This window comes from Pontibacter pamirensis, from assembly GCF_010015475.1.
In the GTDB taxonomy this organism is placed as follows: domain Bacteria; phylum Bacteroidota; class Bacteroidia; order Cytophagales; family Hymenobacteraceae; genus Pontibacter; species Pontibacter pamirensis.
The window spans coordinates 18,945-45,874 of sequence record NZ_SSNI01000034.1 but is presented as its reverse complement, the minus strand read 5'-3'; the positions used below and the strand labels follow the sequence as shown (position 1 = coordinate 45,874).

Genomic DNA, 26,930 nt, shown 5'->3' with positions numbered 1-26,930 from the left:
CAGTAAGCGCTTGCTCAGAGGCCTGTTCGCACAAGGTATGTGCTTTGTATCAGGACAAATTTCCAGTTAAGCATTCAATTTTACTCTGCCAAGGCATTATCAAGAGCAGTTCACTTTACTGCTCTGCAGCACCGGCATTCCCTCCAGCTACTCTCGGAAGGCACTGCAGGCGTAGGGCACTCCCCGAACAGAGTGAAACAAAAGCGAGTGGAACAGCGGCCTGTTTCTCACCGCCATCTGCCATACAGCAACCGTGGTCGCTTCCGCATCCATGGTCTGGCTCAATGCCCAGCCCACCACTTTTCTGTCAGCCAGGTCCAGTCTGCCTATCAAAAGCCTCCAGTCAAATGTAGCAACTTCACTGCGACCTTCAACAACATTGCTGCCTGCATGGACTGGGCAAAAGAAGGTGTCGCCAACCGGAATCCAGTTGTCACCATCAAAAAAGAGAAAGGCATTGCCCCTGTTAAACTCAGCCATATATTAGGGACCTCCGTTACGTTGGATGCATCGGCATCCTATGATCCAGACGGGGACAGGCTCGCATACAAATGGTGGGTTCTGCCTGAGGCGGGAAGTTATGAGCAGGAAATCACGCTGTCCGCTACAAGCTCGAGCCGCATCACCGTTCAAATACCGTCCGACGCTGCAGGAAAAAGCTTCCATGTCATCTGCGAAGTAACAGACAACGGAACGTATCCTTTAACGGGCTACCGCAGAATCATCATTGAGCCGGCTGCTCGACAGCGGAAGAACAGGCCTTGAGCCATATACGAGCCCATTGCATTTTATCTAAGATAATTGGGCTTATAAGATAGATCAGGTGCAGTATGATGGGACGAGAAGAGCAGGATAAGATTATAGCGAAGGGGCTATAAAACAGAAAAGGACACCGATAGTGTCCTTTTCCTAAAAGTCATTCCAATTAACTCTGGAGCTAACTTCTACATATGTATACGCCATTCCCATAGCAAAGTTGCCCCTCGACAGATGGGCTTTCCAATGGCCAATATCGGCTGTTGTATTTAGCAGGAGAGTCTATAGAAGAGGGTCACCTGGCTACTGCCCGAGGTAAAGAAACGCAGTGGTTCTTTTTTTTTGCTCAAGAAACTCTTGCTTCCTACTGCTGTGTCTTATCAAGAGGATAAAAAAGAAGAATACCTTCAACAAGAAATATTTTTTTCTTAGCTTAAGGAGGCAAACAGTTAAAGGTGAGTACTATCCAGTAGCAAAACAAGCACTTCAAGTGTTGATTGAAGTAGTGAGAAGTATGAACTTTCAGAAAGATATATCGGCTCATTTCTCCCACCTCAAGCCCCTGGGACAGGAACGGGCATTTAATAAAAAACCTGTTCTGTATCTCACGGTATTCTTTTTTACCATTGCTGCGCTTCAAACAGGTCAGGATTTCCTGCATGCGCACCTACATGGCTATAAGGGATACCTGGCCGATTCGCTGGTCTTTAAAATCTATTGGGTTCTGTTTATTCCGATCCTGAGCTTCTTGTTCTATCGTTCCGCTCAAATCAAAGAAAGAATCCACAGCAGGCTGCAGTGGTTGGTTGGTATGGCAGGAGTAGCTTTGTTGAGTGCGGTGCATATCCTACTGGTAGCTTTTCTAATTGTAGTGGTTTCGAGCCTGTTCTTCTACCGTCCCTTCACCTTTTCCACCCCACTTACTTACTTTGCCTCAGAACATATATATATCACCTTGTTCTTCTATGCCTCCGGAGCCGCCTTTATTTTCCTTTATAAGGATAGAAAAGCCGTAGAGATGAACACTGCCTCCATAGCATCTCCCAAACTGCATGAGCAACCCTCTGACACGTTTGCTGATTTCATTCCTGTATCGGTGCAAAATAAGCTCATTCCCATCCCAGCAAAAGATGTTATCTGCATTCAGGCAGACAGGCCATACGTTAAAATCCATACTTGCAGTGGGCAGTACTTACACGCAGCCACTCTCAAAGACATGCTGACAAAACTCGGAGCCCATAGATTTGTAAGGATACACCGTTCCACCATCGTCAATACAGCACAGGTAGAGCACATCAGATCCAGGTCTAACGGCGACTATGATGTAACTTTGAAAAACGGCGAAGTGGTGAGAATGAGCCGAAACTACTATCCTGCTTTCAAAGAGCTGATGGCCTGAATACACCTTAGCATGTGTTCAACTCATCATAGCCAAAACCGGTTTCCATCTTCCCAGAGACTTCCGTACTTCACTCAAAAAAACCCGGCACCTACCCCAGCCGCAGCGATGCCGCTCACATTCATTCCACCCTGCTCGAACCAAACGTCAGATATTATTCGGTTGACGAATACCTTCTTAAAGGAGATCCATTGCTTACCCAGTTACTGTATTGCCCTGCTGAAAGTATCCGGGGTGTAACTCTCTATAAAATGAGCCACCTGCTGCTTCAGGTCATGTTGAAGTACTTACGCCAGCGCATTTGTTTTCCGTACAACAGGGCAAAAAGCAGGTGTACCTAACAGGTTGAAGCGGTGTGTTAACACAAAGCGTGTCAGTTTGAAATGCTCCTGAAGCCATAGGCTACCTGCCGTTTGCAGTCTCATCTGTTCTGTTTATTGTAATAAGATTAAAGCCACTGTAAAATGATTACAATTCAGCAAGAATAAAGCAAAATGAATAAACACAGGAACCACTGCTAGTAGTCACGTACAGCGGGAGACTTTTTTCTACTACCGCAGAATCGCCGGTCAATCTCTTATTGGAGGAAGCCGATTCTTGAAAATTGGATGCGATGTTGTGTGCAAATCATGTGCAAACAAAAAAGAACTTACAGCTTTTATACTGTAAGTGTTTGAGTATGAAGTAGGCCCACCTGAACCCTACACAAAGTTTATATATTATTGATTACCAGCTTTTTACATAAAAATTGTGCCGCAAACCATAATATTTATCTTAAGATCCACTCTAATTTCCTACCCTCTGTTCTTGAACAATTGGGAACAGCTTTGACCCGCATAATTCAAACCCAATGTTGGTGGTTGGCAATATATCTCACTCAAGTTCATTCTTCAATTAGGTCGAGGTTGTAAAGCCAATATCTCTTGCCCAGTCGCTTGTCAATCTCTTTCACTACTTTAAATCCCAAATTTTCATAAATATGCCGCGCATTGTTCATAAACTCTGAAGTGTGCAAGGCAACTACCTTTTCTCCGTTTAGTTTTGCGTCGTTGATGCACATAGTCGTAAGTTTTCTTCCTATCCCTTGTCCGCAAAAGTCTGGGTCAACTGATACAAAACGGATGTAACACCAATCTTTGTCATAAATATCTGTGGGATTTCCTTTAGGTATGAGAAAAGCCATTCCAATGATGTTGTTTTCATCAGCGGTACAAATAAAGCACTTTGATAGTTTAAGTAAGTCGCTGAATGTTCTTTCTTCTATTAAACTCTTATACAACTTTTCCCAATTCTCCTTACTTAATATTTGCTGATACTGAGTCCAAGATTTTAACGCTAACTTATTCAGGCCCTGTAAGTCGCTAATCGTTCCTTGTCGATAGGTTAAGGTCATTTTTATTGTCAATTAGTAAGGTTTCTTTTGCTTGCCACCTATTACCGGATATGCGTGAACATACGCTTATCGGCACTATGTAAGAAGGTTGCCTGCTTCCTTCCTGTGGTGTAATTCGACCTTTCAGCGGCTATTTTTATTTTACTTGTTTTCGTCCTCATATCTTGCTTCTTCAATTTAAGAATTTATGCGACAATAGCTGCTTCTTACACTTTGTTTTAGGCATGGATGACCTAAAAGTTGAAAAAGGGGTAGTGTGATTTAGACTTAAGGCTCCTTTTGCACACGAAAGCAGGTACTACCACCCCGTTTTGAGAGCGAAACCAACAGCTAAAGGGTAGCTGTAACGCTAAAATCAAAGCCAATTAGTGCAATTCTTGTAGCTGTGTATATCCGGATAATACGCTCATATCCGGATATACACGGCTACGGCCACGAAAATAGCTCATTCCGGAAGATCCAAACAGAGAGAGCATGAGCAGATGTGTCTTTCAAAAGGCGACAGTCGTCATGCCCAGCGCAACTGTTGCAGCTAAAGGCTGTGGTTGCAGAAGCAGTCGTAAACTGTGATTTGCTGCTCTACCTTTTCCCGGAAAACATGAGAACAAGGAGACGGAAAACAGGCCTTAAATCTTATTAAGTAAAAATAGAACTCAGCCCGCAAAGCAGGCCTTAAGTTTAAGGACCTCACCAGTACAAGGAACGAGAGTTCGCTTTCCAGTAGATCAATCACACCGGCGTCTACGGTAATTCCGTTTTTGACACGCCTGAAAGGCAAGCCCCCGCCAAGTGTCAGAACAAGTGTATACCGCTGAGGGAGGGTTTGTGAGGAGAAATACGTCTCCCCTGGCGGATGAAACACATTCTTCGGTTACTCTTGGCGGCGTTTCCCCATAATGCAGAAATAAAGCCGCAATAGCGTATACAAATTAATATAAAAATCGTACTAAAAATAAATATATGCTGCTTCACCCCTTATCTGCTGTACTATCCTTCATTAAGCACAGCACTTCGGCAACTATACCCCATTATTCTCCTCCTGACCGAGGGAAAGACTTCGTATTTCCTTGTTAGCGGCGATACAGCTATTTAACATCCTATGTTTGTACGCAGTCCAGTAAATACTTTTTTTCCCCTTTTGTAGATTGGGTTGAGAGGTTACCTGAAACTGGAAAAGTAGGGTATAAATGCCAGATGACAAGAGAACTGGGTAAGGAATAAGATTCCTATTTAACAGGGGTTAGAAAACCCGCGCCTTATGACAATCCCCTTACCCGGCTTCTTCACCTTGGACAGTTCATTAGGCAAGGAGCCTGCATCAGGATGTTGAGTGCGAGAGAAGCCATCTTTTTGTCACATGTATAACCTATAAACGTTACATAATGGAGCAAATTTACACCGGTATCGATGTGGCCAAGGACAGCTTTGTGGTCGCTACAAAGCTAGCAGGAAAAGTCACCACCTCCCTGCACAACAACGACAAAAAAGGCATCAGCAGCTTCCTTAAGAGCTTACCAAGCCAGACCTGGTGCATTATGGAGGCGACAGGGGTTTATAGCCTGCAGCTGGCCATCGCCCTATACGAAAAGGGAATCAAGGTATCGGTGGTGAATCCCCTGCAGATCAAGCGCTTTGCCCAGACCAAACTCAAGAGGACGAAAACAGACAAGGTGGATGCGGCGCTGATCGCCGAGTACGGGGAGCGCATGCAGCCCAAGCTGTATGAGCCGCCAGCTCCCTTCATGCGAAAGCTGCAGCAGCAGCGCATGTCAAGGAAGCTGCTGGTCAAGAGCAAGCGCTCTTTCCTGAACCAGTTGCATGCCCTGTCCCAATTAGAAGAAGCGGATAAAGCTGCTCTAAAGGCCTGTAAAGCGGTCTTGATAAGCATAGAAAAGCAAATCGGGAGACTAGAGGAACAGATGCAACAGCTGGCAGAAGAGCACTGCCAGGAGCTGTTTACCTTGCTGCAGACGATTCCCGGTATCAGCACCAAGTCTGCTATAGAGCTTATTGTTGTCTCTGGCGGGTTCAGAAACTTTACATCAGCCAGGCAGTTCAGCGCCTTTATCGGGATCAGCCCCTGCATCAATGAGTCTGGTACATCTGTCCGCGGATACAGGGGGATCAGCCGGATCGGGGACAAAAACATAAGGGCCGTGCTCTACATGTGTGCCATGGCAGCAAAGGTGCACAACAAGGCTTGCCGGGAGCTGTATGAGCGGATGGTGAAGGCAGGAAAAGCAAAGAAAGTAGCCTTGGTGGCGGTAATGAACAAGCTGATAAAACAGGTGTTTGGGATGGTAAGATCAGGTGAGGTTTACTCAGCAGAATGTTAAACGCAGCAGTTGAGAAAATAGCACGAATGCACTTGCTTTTTAACACAGTTCATATAGCATAAATATTACCTTAAATGTTGAAATGAATTAACCGTTCGGAGATGAAAGCATTTACGAAAACAAAATATGGGGGCCCGGAAGTACTCCAATTGGAGGAGGTAGAGAAGCCGATTTTAAAAGATGACCACATTCTGGTGAAGGTGGTAGCGAATTCCGCCAATCCCGCTGACTGGCATATTCTTCGGGGGGAACCTGTGTTGGCGCGATTCGCTTTCGGGTTCTTTAAACCGAAATATAAAATTCTGGGAGCTGATTTTGCAGGCATTGTAGAAGAAGCAGGAAAAGATGTAAAGCATTTTAAAGTTGGTGATCGGGTCTTTGGAGAGACACTGAAAGGGGGTGCTTTTGCTGAGTACATATGTGTGGCTGCAAATGCTTGTGGCAGAATGCCGGAGGGAACAGGTTTTCCTGAAATGGCAAGTGCTCCCATTGCCGGAGTAACGGCTTTGCAAGCAGTCCTCACCCATGGACAACTTAAAGAAGGTGAATCTGTTTTGATCAACGGTTCTTCAGGAGGTGTCGGTCATTTTGCCGTGCAAATCGCTAAGGCCTATGGCGCTAAAGTCACGGCTGTTTGTTCCAGTAAAAACATCAACTTTGTAAAGACGTTAGGTGCTGATCAAGTGGTGGCATACGATAAGGAAAGCATTCATCATCACAATGGGAAATACAACCTCATTGTTGATACACACGGCAACCTTTCTTTTAAAGACTACAAACGCATGGGACAACGAGGTGTCATAGTCGGTTTCACCACGATGGGACATATGATTTCAGTTCTTTTGAAAGAAAGAATGAGTAAATTTCCAATAACCCAATTTACCGCTGAAGCCAACACAGAAGATTTAGAGACTTTGGCAATTTTAATTCAGGGTAGAAAAGTCAAAGTTCACATAGAGAAGACGTATTCCTATAAAGAAATTCCAGAAGCCATAAGCTACATTGAAGCAATGCGCACCAGAGGAAAAGTTGCGATGGTGTGGGAAAGCGTTGACGGCAATAAGGATGTTGATGACGGGCGAAATATCACAGACAGCTAACACGGGTTTTGCGTCAGGCGGGCTGACGTGGCCAAACCTGGAGCTTGTGCATTCAATGGGCTCTAGTAATAAATTGACAGCTCTGAGCCCCGAAAACCGCCCGAACACAAAGCCCGGGAATGTTAGGTCGCGTTAGCAATAAAGCGTTCCTTTATCTAACCTTATAGTTGAGTAAAGGACTATTTTCTTTACGTTGGACAGTGCTTAGAAACCTGCTCTACACAGAGTCTTCCATTAGCATAACTGTCGCTATACGGCCATAATAATTTTTTATAAAAATCGCTCATTCTTTCCGGGTCGTCATAGCTTTTAAATAGATGCATCCGTATATAGACACGGCTAAAAGTTGAAAAGTTTTCTAAAAACTGATCACAACAAAAGAGGCTCTTCGGAATGAAGAGCCTCTTTTTGTTTTTAGCCCATAATCAGCTTTCTGTTAAGCAAGAGTAGTGGGTATCGGCATGTATAAAACCGAGTCGAAGTGCCTTCCAGGCAGGTTACCCCCCCATACTGTGCTACGCCATGACGTGGCGTTCATAACTTACAAATCAGGTGGCTATACCTCGTGTTGGCTGTGGTTGCTACTGTACACTAAATATGAATCTTCTATACCTCGTTAGCTTTGGTTCCCCGTCGTCCGTTACCTCTAGTATAATATGAATATCCTGTTGCGCAACAGCAGGAACCACGAAATATGCTTTGTCCGAAGTCTCGTTTACAATCTTCAGGTTTGCATCCATACCCGAGGCATCTTTGTAGTGCCACCACCGATAGTAGACCTCGCCTCCATCAATATCACTTGCCAATGCGCTGAGTTCTACCTGTTCACCTTTTGATACGCTTCTGGAACCTATCGATACCTCTATAGTGGGGGCGTGATTTGCCCCGTCAAACGGCTTCACACACCAATCCATTCGCGCCGCAAAATCATTTTGCGTTGCTGGGCACCACCGCCACAATGCCTTTTTGTCATTATTATCATCCAGGGCGTCAATCCAGTAATTCCCCTTTGCCGGTTTAAAGCGACCGCCCCAGCCGCCTAAAGAATAATCTTGATAAGCCATCAGTCCATTGTCAACAAAACCCAGGAACGCGGGTGTGTCTCCTTCACTTATGTTTTTTTGAGGATACCATGCCCCCAGCGGACCATGATTAGACTTAACATTGTCAGTAAGCCATTCCTCACTCATGTACTCAGGGAAAGGATTATGTTTTAACGGTTCTTTATCGTGGTAATTCCAGGTTAAATGAAAAGAGCCTGCCTCAATGATCATTGCTTCCGGAATGTTGTTCTTTATCCAATTGCCAGCCTCATCCTGGAAGGAGACGCAATAAATTCTGATTCTCTTCACTGCTCTGCTAAACTCCTCAGGGTGTTTTCTCTTTAGCTGCCATAGTGCCTGAGCAACCGTATTGGCACCTCCCCAGCAGTTTACATGTAAGGGTCTGGTATCATTTTTCAATAATTCTGAAACTATCAGGTCTGCTCCTTTAGAGTTAGCATAGGGAGCTCCGCCTTTTAAATACTGCGGGTCTTCATTGCCGAGCACTGTAACGGATTTAAGAAAATCAGCTGACGGATAGTCCGGACGATGCAACAGTAAATTGCCTCTTACCTGACCATACAAATCAATCGCCTCGTAAATCCATTCTACTCCATGCCCATTCTTCTGCCACTTAGAATTTGTGGCAATTATTCCTCTCAGGTCGACGTCAGAAGTGTAGAGCAGAAAACGAACAAATGAGCTCCGGTCATCCACCTCTCCATCTTGCGTGATGATTACAATGGGCTTCTCTTTAGCGCTAGCATATCCAGAGATGTAAGAGATGGCCAGGATAGCCAGGAGTAGAGATAGTCTTTTCATAATGCTCTTGGTCCGTCAAAATCAAATGCAGCTTATATATAAGTTGAATTTATAGAACGAATAGATTATAAAAAATTGTAAAGAGACCATCCGCCAATTTCCTGCCCCCCAAAGAACCAAAGCGGGCACCTCCTACAGGAAGATGAAAAGGCTGTTTCGTTTATAACTACAATCATATAAATGGCTTTCTCTTGCTTTACCTAGCTTCCACCTCATCAGATACAGGCATAGTCCCATCTTCCCCGGCATCGGCTGCATCTGTTGGTTGTCGTCATGGAAGAAGTTTCCGCGGAGCATGGGAGTTTCTGTCTCATTTTTTTGATGTTTAGAGAATACTGCTTCCCTCCTGTTCACTTGAAGCATTCGCACGACTAAGCCACTTCGTTCCTTTCGGTTTTGGGGCAGTATGGCTGCAGAACTGTATGACACTCATACCGCATGACTGTGTTGCACAGCGAAGTCAAGGGAGCTGCCCGAAGCAGTGGCTTTTGCTGTGGGAACTGCATGTCAAAAGGTTGGAGCATGCTTGAGGATGTGGTCTATCGAAGTACATCGAAGCTAGGAGACTGGCTTCACTTCACAAAAAAATAGTGCAGGCATGCCAGACGTACACAAACCTGATGCGCATGTTACACATCCTTATTGTTCCAACTCTACCTCTTCAGTGCTATCGCTCATCTTCCAGTCAATCAAGAGGTGGCGGGGGTCTATACCGGCCTTGGCAGGCTTTTGAGGCACTGTTACTGTAATTAACTGATCGTTGGAACTGATGCGGTGCTTCTGCAGGTAAAGTATCTTGCCTGGTTTTCCGTCCTCCGCAGCAGGGCCGTAGACACCAATCTCTATCCAGTCATCGAGCGAGATGAGCGTTTCAACTCCCATACTGTCCACCACCACTTTGCGTGCCTGTATAGCTAAGGTTACCTCCCATTTGTCCGCTTTGGTAGGCTTGGCTGTTACCTGCTCCGCTTCCAGTTCCCAGAAGGTGTTTGCCTCAAAGAGGTCGTGCAGCAGGTAGTGGAGGGAGTCGGGCGTTACTTGCTGCAGCTCCTGATAGAGGTCCAGGCTTGTAGGCAGATCGGTTGTTTTCGCTCTATGCTTTCGGAGAAATTGTTGCAGTGCAGTGTTCACCTGCTCCCTACCCATGTACTGGCTCAGGGCATACAGGGCAAAGGGACCCTTTCGGTAGTTATGATACTCGTTGTGCGCGCGGAGCAACGGCACATCGGCACGGGTGCGTGGCGTTTCGTAGGCTGTCCGCATTACTCCTAGCAGCCGTTGCAGGTGCTCCTGACCAAAGGTTTCTTCTACCACTCCAAAGGCAGAATACCATGCCAGGCTCTCGGATAAAAGACCGGCTCCTTCTACGTGGGCATACTGCAACTGATTGCCCCACCACTGATGGGCTACCTCATGTGCTGCCACCGCGTAAGCAAAATCCAGATTGCGCTCATCGGCTTCGGGATGAAAGTAGGAGAAGCCCTCCAGGTAGGAGATGTTAATGGCAGAGGCATGCAAGCCGCTGCCCGGACCAGGATGCTCTACAAAACTGATGTGGTCGTAGGGATAGGGGCCAAAATGCTTGCTGAAATAGTCAAGTGAGGCTGCTATGCTCTTGGCAGTACGATCCACATTAGCGGTGTGTTCAGGGTGGTGGATGATTTGTATTTCCACATCCTGCCACTGCTTTTCATACACAGCATACCTGGCAGAAAAAAAGGCATATTCGTTGCGAAGGGGAGCATTGGTCGCATAGCGGAAGTATGCGCGCCCCCCTTTTTCCCAGGTCTGCTGAAGTTTACCCGGTGCCACGGCCCGCTGATTTTCATCTGTGCCTACCACTGCTTCGAAAGCAGTTTCCTGGTCCCAGAATAGCTCCTGCCGTGCAGTTACATCATAGAGAGAAGGCATTTCAGGACGAGGTGATAGTCCATGCGTCTGCCGTTCTATGGCACCTTTAAGTTCGAAAACAGTTTGGTAGCCGATGGCAGGTAGCCAGTGGTAGTTGCGAAAGTAGGTGCCGTTTGCGACCACAGAAGCATTTGCTCCGCTGTTTAGGAAACCATGCTGACTTGACTCTACCCTGAAGCTAAGCCGCAGCGAATCCCCAGGCTGGAGGGGCTTTTCCAGGACATACATGTAGTAGCCGAATTTCCCATCCGAAAGCACCGGGACAGCCGTCCTGTTGAATTGTATGTCGCTTGTTTCTACACCTGCAGCAGCATGTACGTGAATGGAATCTATCGCAGCTGTATGCCTATTCACCAGGAGGTACGTCCCACGCATCTCTACCTTCTGCTGCCGTGGATACATCTCAACATGCAGGCTAGTTTTAGCTAGCCGTGGCTGCGGAGTGTCTTTGTATCTGCTGTACAGCTGCTCGTAACCGGCCTTCCAGACAGACATGTCGGAGGCGCTGTTGTAGTCATTCAGCACATTGGTATTATAGAAGATAAAGCCGCCCGTTGTGAACAGAAGCCCTGCCACCACTACTGTTGCCAGCGCAGTTGTACGGTTGAAGCGTTTTTTTGCCTGCCTGAGCCGTGCTCCGATGCCCGCATCTCTGCCGCGCACCCAAAGCAGCTTTGCCATTACTCCAAGTAGCAGCGCCCAGGCCACCCAGTACAGCTTGAACCACAGCCAGGGGCCTAGGTGCGGCTCAAAGCCACGCATATCGCTATAAGACCAACCTGTATCGGCTCCAAAGATGAGCAGTTTGTGCTCAATTCCAAGGCTGGCGGCATGGGTAATGAACCCGTAGGCAAGGAGTGCTACGAGGTGGCCTAAATATTTCTGATTTACCAGCACGTGCACCACAAGGGCGAGCATGGCGAAGAGCAGGTTATCAATCAGCTGAAGTCCGAACAGGGTTTGCACAAATAGCCCAGGCTCACGCACTGCGCCACCCATGCTCAGCTGAGCAAGGACGCCTGCTGTCATCAGTAATGCCGTCCATACAATAAGAATTAGGCTTAGGCCCAGAAATTTACCCAGGAAGAGTACCCATTCCGGCACCGGAGTTGCACCGGCCAAATCACCCAGGCCAGCTTCCCGTTCCCGCCAGATGAGCTCTCCTGCCCAGAAGATGGTAAGGAGCGTGATGACAAGCCAGGCGGTGCCGGCATGCGTGAGGGGAGTTGTTATGAATGATAGCAGGTACCCTGTATTGGGCAGCATCGGCACGCCCAGGTGTTTCATATTATTGGGCACTACCAGAAATGTAAGCGCAGCAATAATACACAGCAGGATAAGACCGGTCCGGCTCCTTACCAATTGTAAGAATGATTTCCAAGTAATAAAGCGCAGCTGGCTTAAATGCGTTGTAGTGTCAAACGAACCATTCACCTTTGGTAAGGCTTGCCTTGTCTCCCATTTCAGCCACTCTAGAGGAGGCACAGCAGTAGCTCCCTGAACTGCCTTTTGCTGCTGTTTGCCAGCATCAGGCTGTGTAAACTGAAACCGAAAATAAGTGAAGGTGAGCATGCCCAGTGAAATGCCCAGCCACAGAAAACGGTTCATTAACAGCATACCCTCCAGGTCCACCAGACGGGCGTTCCTTTCAATAGGTGTCCATACTTCCTGCATATTCAGAACAGGAGTAAAACCAACCGGGTCAATCAGGGTGGCCAGGTCAGGCATATTCAAAATCTCTGATACAACCTGACCCACGAAATAGGCAATGATGAAAAGGAGTATGCCGACCCCGTAGCTTGCCATGGTTCTGCGGCTGAGGGTCGCCATAGAGAATTGGAGTGCCGTAGCGAAAAAAGCATTCGGCAGCACAAAGTAGAGGTAAGGGTTGATGTAGGCAGCTGCCCGGAAGGGAGCGAGAAGTTCTGCTTCCACACCTGTCAGGTACATGGCCACCAGGAGGCCCACTGGTATGGAAAGCAGGAGCAGCGCATTCAGGCTAAAGGCAGCAAGGAACCGCCCGCCCAGGTATTCCGCCTTGCTGACAGGAGCGGTGTAGGTAAGGGAATGCATACGGGTCTGCACATCCCGGGTACCGGCATCTCCGGCTACGGCACCTCCAAAGAGCAACCAAAACACGCAGGAAAGTACCGTACAAGTGGCGATAACGATGGGCGCATTCACAAGAAAATAGCCCTCACGCGCATCATGAATGTAGTTTGCGATGATGAACAGGAAAGCAAGTACAGCTACTATCACAAAGTAAAGCCAGTTAGAAACCTGCCGTAACTGGTAGGTGAATTCCAAACGAAATATCCTCTGAAGTATCATGCGTTTGCCTCCTCTGTTTTAAGCTGTTGAAGAGCGGGCGTGTAGTTGCCCGTCATGGTGCTGAAGTACACATCTTCCAGGTCAGGTTCCACCGGCTCGAAACCACCACCTGGATGTTCGGGGCTGTAGATGTGCACCATCGTGCGTCCGCTGAGCAGCTTGGCAGATATAATTTTATGCTCCTGCTCCAGTTGAGGCAAGGTTTGTTTATCAATAAGCTTGCGCCATATCCTGCCTTTCAGGGATGCAACTGCCTGTAGGGGCTCCGCCTCCAGCAGTATTCTGCCCTTATTGATGATGGCCATATTGGTACACAGCTCCGACACATCCTCTACAATATGGGTGGAGAGAATCACCACGCTGTTCTCACCCAATTCACTGAGCAGATTCAGGAAGCGCACGCGTTCAGCCGGGTCCAGACCTGCTGTCGGTTCGTCCACAATGAGCAGCTTCGGATTGCCCAGCAGGGCCACTGCCACGCCAAAGCGCTGCCGCATACCACCCGAATAGCCACCCAGTTGCTGCTTGCGCTTGTCCCAGAGGTTGGTTTGCCTGAGCAGGCTTTCTACTACCTCTTTGCGTGAAGCACCATTAGTAATGCCTTTAAGTACAGCAAAATAATCAAGCAGCTCCTCGGCGCTTACTTTCGGATAAACGCCAAACTCCTGCGGCAGGTAGCCCAGCGTCTGGCGCACCTCCTCCTTCTGGTTCAGTACATCCAGGTTGCCGAGCGTAATGCTGCCTTCATCCGGCTCCTGCAGGGTAGCCAGTGTACGCATTAAAGTAGATTTTCCCGCACCGTTTGGACCCAGCAGGCCAAACATGCCCGCAGGAATTGTGAGGTTGATGTTACCAAGGGCTTTTACCCCGTTTGAGTAGGTTTTGGTGATATTTCGGATGTGTAATTCCATAGCGTAAGAGGATAAAGGAAAAGCTGTTAAGTAGAATAGGCTATTTAAGGAGGATTAGGAAAAGACTTTAAAAAGTGTGATGAAAGGCCTGAAAAATGTGACGGCTTCCGGGTAATGGCTGCCAGTGAAACAGTGTATTTCCAATGGGATCATATCTTTTAGGAGGATCCGGGTTTGCCGTCGTCTTCCTGCATTTGTTCCCCTGGTTAAGATGGCTGCTTTCACATGTTTTGAGCATAAAAATTTCTTTAGTAGTGCACTAGGTTACTAATACACTGTAAACGTAGTCTTTCTATCTGAAATAAAAAATAGCAACACTACCTTTCGGCAATATTTTTTTTGAAAGAGAGCAAGTCAGTATAAAAATACTTTGTTCCAGTGCAGGAGCCTTGTTTCAGTGCAGGAGAATGCCAGCTTACCCCCTGCTATCTTCAGCATGAAGGGCTTTTCGTTAAACAAACATGGCTATGAAATAGGCAACCTGGATCATGCCGCCTACATTTACAACCAGCCCATCAAAGTGTGGCGGTATGACCCTGAGGCAGATCAGTGGCAAGAATTTGAGGAGAGTTATCCTGGAAGTGGGGCATATGAGTTGTACGCTGTTTCCATGGAAGGCCAGGCAATCGTAGGCTTAGGCTATAATAACGGAGATTGGAACGCGATTGATATATGGCGTTTTGATTAAAGTATGTCAGTTCAGCGCAACCGCTGTAACATATGTAAGCGAGCTACGGAAGCGTAGGCAAGGTATGGTTGGTTACGTAATACTGTCCCATAGAATGGGAGAACAATGAGAAGAGAAGCTTATCACCCATGCAGTCGTGCCCCCTCCCCTGGCTTTTGCCATCATTCTTTAGGAAAGTACGGATGGTAAAATTTCCTTTACTGCGGGGGCAGTGAGACAGACAAATTGCCCACTTTTAAGTCACGCTTCAACTGTCTGCAGTTGATGCTATAGCCTGTATCGAAGTTCCGGGGTTTTCCGGGACAAGAGGAGAAGAAGCGAATACTTATCTGCGTTACCTGCAAAACGCCAAGGAGCCGCGACATAATCTTTACCCCAGCAGGCCATGAACATCTTACTACCAGCAAAGCCCCTGTCTTACCACTTCTTCATAGGAAGCTTGCCTGCAGGTGCCTTAAGCCCCTCGTGCCTAGAATATACTCATCCTCGCAGTAAGCAGAAAAGGTGTGTGTGACGTATATATGGTAGAGGCTGCAGCAACTAAATCTATTCACTATCAAAAACATACAGCTATGAAAATCAACAAAGAGAATCTGCCCGTGGCAATGGAGGCTCCCGGCACCGTAATGCGCAACGCAGCCGGCTTTGGGGGCATGGCCGCCGCTTTCAACCAGGTCCCAAAGGGAACCGACCTGAGGCCCTTGCTTCAGGGCCTAAACAACGACAGCTGCCATTGCCCGCATTGGGGCTACATCCTCCAGGGTGCTATACGCATCATCTATGACGATAAATCAGAGGAGGTCGCCCGCGAAGGTGACTTGTTTTACTGGCCGTCCGGGCACACCGCCATCGTGGAAGAGGACACGAAACTGGTTGAGTTCAGCCCGGAGAGGGAATTCAGGGAGGTGATGGAGCATATCGGCAAGAAAATGGCCGAGGCAGGGAAATAAATCCGAATGGGAGTGATGGGAGCTAAAGAATGGTAGGGTGACTTAGTCTCCGCACGGTAAGCAAGAACAGCTCCATGTGATAAAGCGGAGCCTGCAGGTTCGCAGAAGCTTCGCCTCTACTGCACGAACATGTCGTGGGCCAATGCAAGGAACAATAAAGCAGGAAGAGCGAGAGAGAGGGGGGAGTGACCTGTTCTGAACTAAGTTGACACATCATCGGTCAATATGAAAGCAAGAGAATCAAGGTTAAGAAAGCCTTGTGGCTGCCCCTTCCCCACCTCAACACCGACAAATGAGGGACAGGATGATGTAAACCAAAGGAAGAGTTTCACATCAAAAACTGTCAATCTATATCAGGACTAGACACCATTTCGGTTCCACCTCAATCAAGCATACGATGAGAAAGCAATTGCTGATTGTTCTTCTGATGACAGTGTGCGGTTTTGCCTCAGCACAAGATATAGCATCAGCCATTCATTTGAACAAGCTACCCGCAGAGGGTATCCTGTTGGAAAAGGGCTGGAAGTTTCATGCAGGAGATAAACCGGAGTGGGCTAATCCAGAATTTGATGACAGCCAGTGGCAGGACATTAACCCCACGCTAGAGCTTCCCTATTTGCCGCAAATGATAAAAGCGTCGGTAGGCTGGCTTCGCATTGAGCTGCGTGTGGACAGCAGCCTACTTCATAAACCGCTTGCCTTTCAGGTTTACCAGTCCGTTGCCTCTGAAATTTATTTGAATGGCGAACTTCTGAAGCGGTACGGTACAGTCAGTGCAAACAGCAAAAAAGTAAATGCCTATCAACCGATGTACGAGCCTGTGGGCTTAGCTTTTAAAGAACCCAATCAAGTATTGGCCGTTCGTTTTTCTGTTGAGCAAGACATTCCCTATTTAAGAACTGTATTTCCCTACACTGCTTTCAGAATGCGCATAAACGACGTAGAGGGGGCAGGGCAATTTAACAGAACTGCACCGCTACTCCCTGTTATGAATGCCGTATACACGGGAATATTTTTGATTCTGTCCTTTATTCACCTCGGTTTGTTCTTCGTCTTCCGAAAACAAAAAGCTAACCTGTATTTTTCCGTCGCCACCTTATCGGTGGGTGTTTCCAACGGCTTTTTTCTTGATATCATGAACGCCCATGATATTGCTTATAGAGCCTACGCCTTGATATTTGATTGGATTCTTTTGCTCACCCTGTTTAACCTGTTTTTGTTTATCGCCATTCATCATCTCTTTTCCGGCAAACGAGATGTTTATTTCTGGGTGATAGTAGGATACTCACTGGCGAGTGTAGCGCTTTGGTGGGTCTTCTATGAAGCAGGTGAGTTTTTGGCGTTTATGCTGCCTTTTGCCATCAGCATGTTGGCAGCGTTAAGGATAGCCTGGCTGGGCTATCGCAGAGGGCAGAGAGATGCGGGTATCATCGTCGCGGGAACATCCGTTTATTTAATTTTCTATTCTGTTTTCACACTCTTTTATCAAGGCTACATATCTGATGTGGACATCGGAATCAGCGGATTCTCATTAGCAAGCGTCGTATATCACACGGCTAATTTAAGTGTGCCCATTACGCTTTCATTCTATTTAGCCAAAGACTTTGCTTTCACCAGCAAAGAACTGGAAGATAAATTGGATCAAGTCCAGCAGCTTTCCATAGAGAAACAACAAATCCTGATTTCACAGAAAGAAACGCTGGAACAACAGGTCACACAGCGTACAGCCCAGTTGAAACAATCGTTAGTAGAGCTCCAATCTACTCAAGCGCAACTGGTGCAACGGGAAAAGATGGCTTCGCTCGGTGAACTCACAGCAGGGATTGCGCACGAGATTCAGAACCCTTTAAACTTCGTCAATAACTTCTCGGAAATAAACAATGAGTTGATTGATGAATTGACAGAGAACATAGGCAATGGCCAAGCAGCGGAAGCAAAAACTGTCGCCATCGATGTCAGAGAAAACAACAAGAAGATTAATTACCACGGGAGACGTGCAGATGCCATCGTGAAAGGAATGTTGCAACATGCTCGAACCTCGACGGGTGAAAAAGAACTTACTGATATAAATGCTTTAGTGGATGAGTACCTCCGGTTAACCTATCAAGGTATAAGAGCAAAGGATAATACGTTTAACGTCCACCTGCATACAGACTTTGACAACAGCATCGGGAAAATAAGCATTGTTCCGCAGGATATCGAAAGGGTGCTCGTGAATGTATTCAACAACGCTTTTTATTCCCTGCAGCAAAAGAAAAAGCAGTTGAAGGGAACGTACGAACCTGCTGTATCAATATTATCCAAGCGCTTCAATGACAAAATAGAGATACACGTCAAGGATAATGGCACGGGTATTCCGCAAGAAGCGATAGACAAGATTTTTCAGCCCTTCTTCACCACTAAACCTACTGGAGAAGGTACTGGTTTAGGATTATCCCTGAGCTATGATATCATCAAAGCGCAGGGAGGACAACTAAGGGTAGAAACAAAAGAAGTCGAAGGAGCAACTTTTATCATTCAGCTTCCTTTGGTATAGGCAAGGAAGGAAAAACTTTTGCTGCACTGTAAGAAAAACCAACTGTACTAGGCCCTCTATGGCACCTTCTTTAACATAAGAGGCGTTATAGAACAAGGAAGGCTCCTCATTACGGGGAGCCTTCCTTATTTGTAGCCTGTAAGCCAGGTTATGGGCATGAGGCTTTGGGCTGCCAAAGCCCTGTGAACTATGACAAAAATCGTTAACTTTATAACCTCCAGGCAAAGTTACTGTCCGTCACTTTCGACACCCCTTTATCTTTCCTGGGGAGAGTACTGGCAGAGTGATTTTGCCCAACCGATATCTTTGAACCATGATTAATCGATTAGTCTTAGCATCTGCCCTGCTTTTCTGTATCAGTGGCTGTGGCCAACGGGAAGAACTCACGGGTCAAACAGAAATCACGAAATGGCCGGAAGGAAAGAATGCCGCCGTCTCCCTTACCTATGACGATGGCAACATCAACCAGTTCACACGTGCCCTGCCTATCATGAACCGGCTGCAATTCCCCGCCACTTTCTTCATCATGACCGGGCAAATACCGGGGTCGCAGTATCAGGGTAAGTTTATAGGCCGTCCGGTAAAGGAGATTATCGCAGAAACGGCCAATACGCCGACCAACAAGGACAACTTTTTTGAGCGGGCCTCTGCGGCAGGGTACTTAGGGTACATAGGAACGATGGAGTATCACACCCGGGCCGGCGCCTTGGTTGATGCCGGCAAAGAGGACCAAGCCCACGCCGTCATGGATGAGCTGTACCGTAAAGTAAGGGAAGGGGCTTTTGAGCCCGGCCTTGAGAGTAAAAGTGAAGTGGCGGAAGCCGAGGGGGTGACCTGGGAAAATTTAAGAGCGTATGCGGCCCAAGGCCATGAATTCGCCAGCCATACCATTACCCACCCCAGGCTGGCGGCTTTGGATGAGTCCAACATGCTGTATGAGCTGGAGAAGAGCAGGGAGGACATCCTGAAGCAGCTGGGCCCGGAGCACACTTTCTCGGCCGAAGGGCCATACGGGACTGAAAATGAGCGGGTGATGGAGTACGCCCTGAAACTCTTCCCCGCCACCCGAAACAGAATGCCGGCGCCCTACCTGGAGGAAATAAACCGGGGAAGCAAAAGCCAGCCCGGTGCTTCTGACAAAGAGTATGTGCAATGGCAAAGAGGCGCGCTCACGAGCACACCCCTGCCGCTCATGAAATCCTGGGTAGACACCGTGGCCGCCCATCAGAACCAATGGCTGGTGCTGGTCTTCCACGGGGTGGATGGTGTAGGCTGGGAAGCCCTCCCGAGCACCCTGCTGGACGAGTACTTCCAGTATATCAAAGAGAAAGAGGACAAGCTTTGGGTGGCCACTTTCGGTGATGTGACCAAGTACATCCGGGAAAGAATGAACGCTAAAGTGGAGGTGAGTGAAAAGGCAGACAAGATAAGGGTGAATCTCAGTCACTCGCTGGATAAGGAAATGTACGACCTGCCCCTCACGCTTAAGACCTACGTGCCGTCAGAGTGGAGCACGGTAAGCGTGAGCCAAGGGACGAAGCAGCAGCTTGCCCGGCCGGAAAATGATGCGAACGGGGCTTTTGTCTTGTACCAGGCATTGCCAAATGCCCAACCGGTGGAACTATCAGGGACGTAAAAGATTTCGTCTTTACAGCCCATAAGCCAGATTATGTTTGATAGAACGTCTTGTGTAAAAACAGTGTTAGGCACTGGCTTTTATTTAGGTTCTGGCTGACCGCTTCCTCTCTAATACTGTCAGTCCGGCGGCTATGGCTACTTCCCCAATTAGCAAAGTAAACCACCAATAAGGCAACGGTGGAACAACCGCGAGGAGACGGAGTATGCCTGGCGCGTGCCGGTGGAGGAGCTAGTGGCCCGCAACTATAACCTTGACATCAAAAACCCGCATGCCCCGGAAAATGACTTGGGTGTACCGTCCGAAATACTTGGAAAGCTGCAGCAAACGACACAGCGCGTGAAGGCACTGCAGCAGGACATTGTAAATGCATTAGAAGAATCCCTGTTAAGCTAAACCCGCATGTTACTACTGGAACAATTCGAGCACCTGACGCTGCACCCCAAAAACACAGCCAGGCTAAAAGAACTTGTCCTGCAGCTGGCCGTGCAGGGAAAACTGACCGAGAACTGGCGCAGGCATAATCCTGATGTGGAACCTGCTAATGAACTGCTGCAGCGCATTGAAGCGGAGAAGGCGCAGCTGATAAAGGAGAAGAAGATCAAAAGGGAGAAACCGCTGGAGGCAATTTTAGAAGATGAAGTTCCTTTTACTCTGCCAGAGAGTTGGGATTGGTGCAAATTCCAAAGTATACAAGTTGAAGCACAGGCAGGCTTGGAAAGAAGCAAGAGTCTCCAATCAGTGAGCTATAAGTATGGCTACTTTAAGATGAATAACATTGGCGCTGATGGTAGAACTGATTTGAGCAATATTGTTAGAGTTGAAGCAAACGAAGAAGAGGTTCAAAAGTATGAGCTTAAAATTGGTGATTTTCTATTTAACTCAAGAAATAGTAAAGAATTAGTAGGTAAGACAACTGTCTTTTTGGGTGTCAAAGAATCCACTCCTGTGCTTTACAATAACAATATCATAAGAGTACGATTTGCGAGTGATGTAGATCCAAAATTCATAAATTATTGGTTTGCTTCACCACCAGCTTATAAGTTAAAACAAAGTTTAGTGACAGCAACTACTAATGTAGCTGCTTTATATCAAGGGCAATTAATGTCTTTCACTGTTCCCCTCCCTCCTCTTGCAGAGCAGGAAGCCATTGTGGCGCGGGTGGAAGAGCTGATGCAGAAAATTGAGGAACTGGAGAGGCAAACGTCAGAACGTATACAGCTAAAGCAGCACCTGGGAACCGCCGCCTTGCAGCAACTAACAGCTGCCACCGACAATGAACTGGAGCAAAACTGGCTATTCCTGGAGCAGCACTTCCAGACCATGTTTGATGAAGCCGCCAACGTAAAAAAGCTCCGCGAAACCATCCTGCAACTGGCTGTACAGGGCAAGCTCACCTCTACTTGGCGTAATAAAAACTCCACCACCGAGCCAGCCTCCGAACTCCTGGAGCGCATTCAGAAACAGAAAGTAAAGCTGATAAAGGAGAAGAAGATTAAAAAGGAAAAACCACTGGAGCCGATTTCAAAGGATGAACTGCCTTATACTTTGCCGGAGGGTTGGGTTTGGTGTAAGCTAGGAAGTATAACTAACTATGGCACCTCAGAAAAAGTAGAGCCTAAACAGGCTGATGATGGCCTTTGGGTATTAGAACTGGAAGATGTTGAGAAATCAACATCAAGGCTACTCCAAAAAATAAGGTATTCAGACAGAAATTTCCAGAGCACGAAGAGCCGCTTCTTTAAGGGTGACGTGGTCTATGGGAAGCTAAGGCCATACTTAGACAAAGTCATTGTTGCCGACGAAGATGGTGTCTGTACTACGGAGATGATTCCCTTTAGAGGCTATGGGGACATCAACTCATACTTTCTGAGGCTATCGTTAAAAGTTCCAAGCTTCATAAAGTATGCGAATGATTCCACGCATGGCATGAACCTACCGAGAATGGGTACAGATAAAGCAAGAGAAGCGGTGCTAGCTCTCCCCCCCCTTGCCGAACAAGAAGCCATCGTTGCCAAAGTAAACCAACTGATGCAGCTGTGCGATGAGTTGGAACAGCATATTCAGCAGTCGAAACAAGAGGCAGAGGCGCTTATGCAGGCGGTGGTGCAGGAGGCTTTGCAGGTGCAGGAGGAGGCGATTGTCTGAATCAGGATTTGCAGGATTGTTAAAAAAAAGCAGGATTTAAAGGCAGAAACAGCAGAAGGTTGATGTGGAACATACACACTACCACATCCTGTTCATCATTTCAATCCTATAAATCCTGATTCAGACAGATTACTACAGGAGAAGCTTAAAACTGAAAACAAATGAATAGAGAAGAAGCCTATACTATACTGGATGCACTGGCCGAAGGCTGCTCGCCGTTTACCGGTGAATTGCTGGAAGACCACCCAATATTAAACGAACGTAAAGTTATTCGTGCGCTCCAGTTAGCTTTGGATGCCTTGGATGTAAAGTCACACGGCAGCCAACAGCAGCCAGCTTCGGTAGCAGCTTCTCCGCTGGAGCCCGAAATGATGTTTAACGCCATCGAAGCCATTAAAGAAGCTGGCATAGTGCCTTCCAAGAGTAAACTTACTAAATTTCTGATAGGCAGCAAGTCATTCAAAGGCAGTGAGATAATAACACATAGCCTGTACAGTGCACTTAGGCAACAATACACCTACACTTCATTAAAGCCTCTGGTAGCCAAAGCAGTGCAAAACAACAAGGCACTTGCGGCTGCCCTGCCAGGTACGCATACAGCTGCCGCCAAAGACAAACCCTGGGACCACATAGACTTCTTCGAACAGCCTACCTTTTGCACCCTATCGCACAAGGCCATAGAACAGCTTAAAGGTAAAATAGAAGCCATAGGCATTGTGAAGCAACTGCCTATCCTCTCTGATTACATCATACAAGCCCGCATTATTTACGCCAGAGCCTACGAGCCTTGGTCTGAAACAGAGCAGGAGTATCTTGCCAAAGCTCTGCACTATACCAACGACCTGAAGCTACTGACCTCCTGCTTCCAACGCGGTGAGAACTCTATTAGATCTGTTGGTAAAAAGTTAATTTTTGAAGGAAAAGTCAACTCTGCAAACTAACTTATAGATGAAGAACTCTGAAGCGCTTGCTCTCATAAGAGAAAAACTACAGCAGAAATTGGATGAGCACGGCTGGGGGTTCAAGCTTCGTCCGGTCAACCCCGGCACAGAATGCGCTATTTGGATTAAAGCGAAAGACGTTATAGATAAAGCCATTGAACCTGCCTCCTGTCAGCTTATAACCGGTGGAAAAAATATTGACCCTGAAGGGTTTGGCAAACTAAGTGATGTGCAGGAACGACTAAACCATGCTATAACGCAACTTACCGCTTATGCCAGCCAATGCGGGCTAAACGGAAATGGCACTTTCAGCACAAACCTGTCTGACCCTGTGCAGGAACTTGTCGAGAGGTATAAGGCGCAACTGAAGGAGAGTCAATTAGCAGACGAAGTTTTTAAATGGAAATTAGTTAAGCAATTCAAGGGTAAGCCAAACTTAGAAGCACCTGATTTCTATGAGGAGATAAAAGGCATTGACTACTCCAAGTTCATGTACATGAATGGAGCAAGAGTTATTAAACATCTTGCCAAAGATAGACCTGAACAATACAGGGATTGCTTTAAATTACTATTTAATGAAGACCTTCCCTTAGCAGATCGTTTAAAGCGGTTTCCTGCAGAAGTTCTTAGAATCTATAGAGAGTTACAGCCTGATTCTACTCAATCTACTCACCACGATGAACGAACTATAGCTACCTTACTTACTTATCACAACCCGGATAAGTATACTTTTTATATGGATTCTTTTTACCAGAAGTACTGTGCTTTAGTAGGCATTCAGCCTAAAAAAGCAGGTGAAAAATACATCCATTACCTGGACCTGCTTGATAACTTTATAGCAGAATATGTGGCGCCAGACAAAGAGTTACTGGATAAGGTAAGGGAATTGTTGCCAGAGGATGCGTACCCTGATCGTAATCATAAACTACTTGCCCAGGACATCTTTTATAGCATGCTGGATAGCAAGACTTCCGATGATCTACAATTCCAGAAGAATGAAAATGAATTGAAAGACATCCTAAAAAAGTCATCACCGGATAATGTATACACCTTCTTTAAAACACTTGATAAACTAATAGAAGATTTGTCCATTCCCGATGCTACAAATCTTGTATTCAGCACATCCAATAAGTTGAGCTTCCAGATTGGCAAAAGGTTTTGCTTGAATATAGAAAGAGACCAGTTCTATTTTATTGCGCCTAAAGATTACTTAATTGAAGGCATCGAAAAAACAAGTTTTGATGGCAAAGGTCATCCCACTTGGTTCCATAAAGCTTCAGCATCCATAGTCACGGAACATTATGCTGCAATCAAAGAGGCTGTACAGGTTGAGCTGGAAAGCAAAAAAAACACAGATGCAAAGAAGTACGACAATGCTGCCTTCAGAAAAGCTGCTTTCGATAAAAATTATAGAGCCTCTCTCATAGGTTTTCAGGAAGATAAAGCAATGGTTTCAGAAATAAAGAAAGACAATAGCAGCAGAGTTAACCTGCCTTTAAATATCATTCTTTACGGCCCTCCCGGCACCGGCAAAACTTACAACACGATTGAGCTTGCAGTCGAACTCATCACAGGGAAAAAAGATACCGCTCACTCGATAAACAAAAAAACTTTCGATCTTCTGAAGAAAGAAGGGCAGGTAGAATTCATAACCTTTCATCAAAATTATTCTTATGAGGATTTTGTGATCGGCATTAAGCCAGACCTGGACCACGCTGACCTGAAGTTTAGGAAGAATGAAGGCATCTTCTACCAGCTCTGCGAAAGGGCGAAAAACAACTACTACCAGTCACAAATACCGGCAAGCTCTTCTTCTCTTCGACCATTTGATGAGGTTTATGAAGTATTAACCAGCCCTTTAGTTGAAGATGGGGATGAGGTAGAGGTTGAGATGAAGTCCGGCAAGATATTAAAGATTATTGAGATCAATGGCAACAGTATCAGGCTACGATATCCTTCCGGTTCAGAAGAACACACTATGAATAAGGGAACTCTGAAAAAGGCTTATGAGGACGTTGAAGCTTTTGTGAGCAAAAAAATAATTACGGGCGGTATGTACACCTACTATAAGCCAATCCTGGAGAGGCTATGGGAAATGGGTAAACAGACTAATGTAGTAACACCACTAAGAAATTATGTACTGGTAATAGACGAGATAAACAGGGCCAATATCTCTAGGGTATTCGGGGAACTGATTACGTTGCTGGAGGAAGATAAACGCCTCGGAGCCGAGAACGAACTTAAGCTTACGCTACCAAATGGCGAGCAGGACTTTGCGCTCCCTCCTAACCTTTACATTCTCGGCACGATGAACACGGCTGACAAGTCCATTGCGCTCGTGGACATTGCTTTGCGCCGGAGGTTTGAGTTCAGGGGCTTCTACCCTACAAAGGCGACTATTGATGCACTGGCAGCAGAAGGTAAGGTACATGATGATGTGCCAGCGCTTTTAGCTGCTATCAATAAGAAGATCTTTGATAAAAAAGGAGCAGACTTCCTGGTAGGTCACGCATACTTTATAAATGAATTAACGGATACTGATCTTGTCAAGACTATTAAGCGAAAGGTTATTCCGCTGCTTATGGAGTACTTTTCCGGCAAAATCGATATTGTGCGCGAGTTGTTTAGTAATAGCGGCTACACTATTGCCTACGATACAGACAACTACGACTGGGCAATAGCCAAAGCTTAAGTATGTTATTTGAGTACAGCACATACTATCCCCTCGATAAACTTAATAGAAAGAAGCTCGAGTCCTTCCTGCAGCAGGTATGGAAGGAGCGTTATATTGCCTATGCTGAAGAGTTCCTGGAGGAAGACACTACGCCAGAAGAAGAGAAACGATATCAGCCCTTTCTGAAATTTGATGGGGATACATTCAGGACTCAAAACTTCATTGGCTTTATTCAGCAGGATGGTGAAGCCCTGGAAATCTATCCAAAGGTTTTTAAGCGGGAGCAGGATATAACTAAAGCACTCATATTGGACCACATCTTTTACTGGTTCAGCTACTGCAGTAAGTTACACTTCCCCATTCTGGAAGCTTCTTTAGACAAACGCGAGGCAGATTCCCTGCCAGAGCTATTGATCTGGCATTTTGCCAATTACACTGCTGAAGTAATAGCTTCACAGCCCTATAGCCAATACCAGGAAGTGGCAGAGGCTCTTTACTCCCCTAAAGGCCGAATTGATTTTAGCGCCTACATCCGGAATGGGTTAACTACCGGTAATTATCACCACATCGACTGTGTGCACGAGCCATTTTTATACGACAACACACTCAACCGTGTCATCAAGTATGTATGCCGCCTACTGCAAAGCAGTGCCACTCTTAGCAGTACACAGGCGTTACTGCAGCAAATCACTTTTCAGCTGGATGAAGTGGAGGATATTCCCTGCTCAGCTTCTGATCTGGATACCGTCACGCTTAACCCGCTGTTTACAGCGTATGCACCTATAGTTGAATGGTGCAGGCGCATACTGAATCAGCAGCTTTACTCTTCCAACACATACGACAAACTGCAATGGGCTTTGCTGCTGCCAATGGAGTATGTATTTGAGGATTTTATGGCTGGCTTCATCAGAAAACATTTTGGAAACATCTATAAGGTGCACTCACAGAAGTCAGACCTTTACCTGTCAGTGCATCCGAAAGCTTTCCAGATGCAGCACGATATCTTTCTGGAGCACAGAGAGACTGGTGAAAAGATAATCATCGACACCAAGTACAAACCACGTTGGGACCTGAATCAGGCTGATGTAAAACAAGGTGTGGCGCAGCCGGATATGTACCAAATGGTCAGCTATGCTTACAGAAGAGGGTGCAACAATGTGATTCTCCTCTACCCTAACACATCTGAGGAACTAGCCAGTGACTATACCTTCAGCATTCCATCGGGTCTAGGAGACAGCAGCATTAATATTACAGTTTGTGAGGTGCCTTTCTGGAACGCCGTCACACACAAAAAGGTAGAGGAGGATTTGAAGATTTCCCTGGCTAATGTTCTGGAGTGTTGAAACACCTACTAA

The 26,930-nt window shown here is 46.6% G+C and carries 20 protein-coding genes; 13 read left to right on the top strand and 7 right to left on the bottom strand.

Annotated features, from left to right (window positions below; all coding sequences use genetic code 11):
* Positions 1 to 147 precede the first annotated feature (147 nt).
* Positions 148 to 333, bottom strand: a complete 186-nt coding sequence (locus E1919_RS21180; RefSeq protein ID WP_162055424.1) for a hypothetical protein — start codon at positions 331 to 333, stop codon at positions 148 to 150.
* Positions 334 to 390: 57 nt separating this feature from the next.
* On the opposite strand from E1919_RS21180, the gene E1919_RS21175 reads away from it, so the two are divergent.
* The gene (locus E1919_RS21175) at positions 391 to 765 is read left to right on the top strand and encodes a hypothetical protein (RefSeq protein ID WP_162055423.1); all 375 of its coding nucleotides are present in this window, start codon (positions 391 to 393) and stop codon (positions 763 to 765) included.
* A gap of 505 nt (positions 766 to 1,270) precedes the next feature.
* Positions 1,271 to 2,155, top strand: coding sequence for a LytR/AlgR family response regulator transcription factor (locus E1919_RS21170; RefSeq protein ID WP_162055422.1), 885 nt, complete (start codon positions 1,271 to 1,273; stop codon positions 2,153 to 2,155).
* Between the two features lie 287 nt (positions 2,156 to 2,442).
* Here the strand turns inward: E1919_RS21170 and E1919_RS21165 are convergent, their stop codons facing one another.
* Both E1919_RS21165 and E1919_RS21160 read right to left on the bottom strand, forming a co-directional pair.
* The gene (locus E1919_RS21165) at positions 2,443 to 2,580 is read right to left on the bottom strand and encodes a hypothetical protein (protein ID WP_162055421.1); all 138 of its coding nucleotides are present in this window, start codon (positions 2,578 to 2,580) and stop codon (positions 2,443 to 2,445) included.
* Positions 2,581 to 3,038: 458 nt separating this feature from the next.
* Positions 3,039 to 3,548: a GNAT family N-acetyltransferase gene (locus tag E1919_RS21160; RefSeq protein ID WP_162055420.1), complete on the bottom strand. Its 510-nt coding sequence runs from the start codon at positions 3,546 to 3,548 to the stop codon at positions 3,039 to 3,041.
* Positions 3,549 to 4,930: 1,382 nt separating this feature from the next.
* Here E1919_RS21160 and E1919_RS21155 point away from each other — a divergent pair.
* Positions 4,931 to 5,884 (top strand): IS110 family RNA-guided transposase, encoded by a 954-nt coding sequence (locus E1919_RS21155; RefSeq protein WP_162055419.1) that lies wholly within the window; start codon positions 4,931 to 4,933, stop codon positions 5,882 to 5,884.
* A gap of 101 nt (positions 5,885 to 5,985) precedes the next feature.
* Positions 5,986 to 6,984 carry an NAD(P)-dependent alcohol dehydrogenase gene (locus E1919_RS21150; protein WP_162055418.1) on the top strand — a complete coding sequence of 333 codons (999 nt, stop codon included), beginning with the start codon at positions 5,986 to 5,988 and terminating at the stop codon, positions 6,982 to 6,984.
* 581 nt (positions 6,985 to 7,565) lie between these two features.
* Here the strand turns inward: E1919_RS21150 and E1919_RS21145 are convergent.
* From E1919_RS21145 to E1919_RS21135, 3 genes are all read right to left on the bottom strand, one after another.
* Complete coding sequence (locus tag E1919_RS21145; RefSeq protein WP_162055417.1) at positions 7,566 to 8,849, bottom strand: DUF1593 domain-containing protein; 1,284 nt, start codon at positions 8,847 to 8,849, stop codon at positions 7,566 to 7,568.
* A 639-nt stretch (positions 8,850 to 9,488) separates the two neighbouring features.
* Positions 9,489 to 13,067 carry an ABC transporter permease/M1 family aminopeptidase gene (locus tag E1919_RS28285; RefSeq protein WP_237144725.1) on the bottom strand — a complete coding sequence of 1,193 codons (3,579 nt, stop codon included), beginning with the start codon at positions 13,065 to 13,067 and terminating at the stop codon, positions 9,489 to 9,491.
* 20 nt (positions 13,068 to 13,087) lie between these two features.
* Positions 13,088 to 14,002 (bottom strand): ABC transporter ATP-binding protein, encoded by a 915-nt coding sequence (locus E1919_RS21135; RefSeq protein ID WP_162055415.1) that lies wholly within the window; start codon positions 14,000 to 14,002, stop codon positions 13,088 to 13,090.
* A gap of 436 nt (positions 14,003 to 14,438) precedes the next feature.
* Between E1919_RS21135 and E1919_RS21130 the strand changes: the two genes are divergently transcribed.
* Positions 14,439 to 14,690, top strand: coding sequence for a hypothetical protein (locus E1919_RS21130; protein ID WP_162055414.1), 252 nt, complete (start codon positions 14,439 to 14,441; stop codon positions 14,688 to 14,690).
* A gap of 197 nt (positions 14,691 to 14,887) precedes the next feature.
* Here E1919_RS21130 and E1919_RS21125 read toward each other — a convergent pair whose 3' ends face one another.
* The gene (locus E1919_RS21125; protein WP_162055413.1) at positions 14,888 to 15,055 is read right to left on the bottom strand and encodes a hypothetical protein; all 168 of its coding nucleotides are present in this window, start codon (positions 15,053 to 15,055) and stop codon (positions 14,888 to 14,890) included.
* Positions 15,056 to 15,262: 207 nt separating this feature from the next.
* Between E1919_RS21125 and E1919_RS21120 the strand changes: the two genes are divergently transcribed.
* The 8 genes from E1919_RS21120 to E1919_RS21085 all read left to right on the top strand — a co-directional run bounded on the left by E1919_RS21120 (position 15,263) and on the right by E1919_RS21085 (position 26,918).
* Positions 15,263 to 15,640, top strand: coding sequence for a cupin domain-containing protein (locus E1919_RS21120; protein WP_162055412.1), 378 nt, complete (start codon positions 15,263 to 15,265; stop codon positions 15,638 to 15,640).
* A gap of 397 nt (positions 15,641 to 16,037) precedes the next feature.
* Positions 16,038 to 18,176, top strand: coding sequence for an ATP-binding protein (locus tag E1919_RS27695; protein ID WP_162055411.1), 2,139 nt, complete (start codon positions 16,038 to 16,040; stop codon positions 18,174 to 18,176).
* A gap of 313 nt (positions 18,177 to 18,489) precedes the next feature.
* Positions 18,490 to 19,812, top strand: a complete 1,323-nt coding sequence (locus tag E1919_RS21110) for a polysaccharide deacetylase family protein (protein WP_162055410.1) — start codon at positions 18,490 to 18,492, stop codon at positions 19,810 to 19,812.
* Between the two features lie 216 nt (positions 19,813 to 20,028).
* Positions 20,029 to 20,208, top strand: coding sequence for a hypothetical protein (locus tag E1919_RS21105; protein ID WP_162055409.1), 180 nt, complete (start codon positions 20,029 to 20,031; stop codon positions 20,206 to 20,208).
* Positions 20,209 to 20,214: 6 nt separating this feature from the next.
* Positions 20,215 to 21,960 (top strand): restriction endonuclease subunit S, encoded by a 1,746-nt coding sequence (locus tag E1919_RS21100; protein ID WP_162055408.1) that lies wholly within the window; start codon positions 20,215 to 20,217, stop codon positions 21,958 to 21,960.
* 161 nt (positions 21,961 to 22,121) lie between these two features.
* Positions 22,122 to 22,901, top strand: a complete 780-nt coding sequence (locus E1919_RS21095) for a hypothetical protein (RefSeq protein WP_162055407.1) — start codon at positions 22,122 to 22,124, stop codon at positions 22,899 to 22,901.
* A gap of 7 nt (positions 22,902 to 22,908) precedes the next feature.
* Positions 22,909 to 25,593: an McrB family protein gene (locus E1919_RS21090; RefSeq protein ID WP_162055406.1), complete on the top strand. Its 2,685-nt coding sequence runs from the start codon at positions 22,909 to 22,911 to the stop codon at positions 25,591 to 25,593.
* A gap of 2 nt (positions 25,594 to 25,595) precedes the next feature.
* The gene (locus tag E1919_RS21085) at positions 25,596 to 26,918 is read left to right on the top strand and encodes an McrC family protein (protein ID WP_162055405.1); all 1,323 of its coding nucleotides are present in this window, start codon (positions 25,596 to 25,598) and stop codon (positions 26,916 to 26,918) included.
* The last annotated feature ends 12 nt before the right edge of the window (positions 26,919 to 26,930 follow it).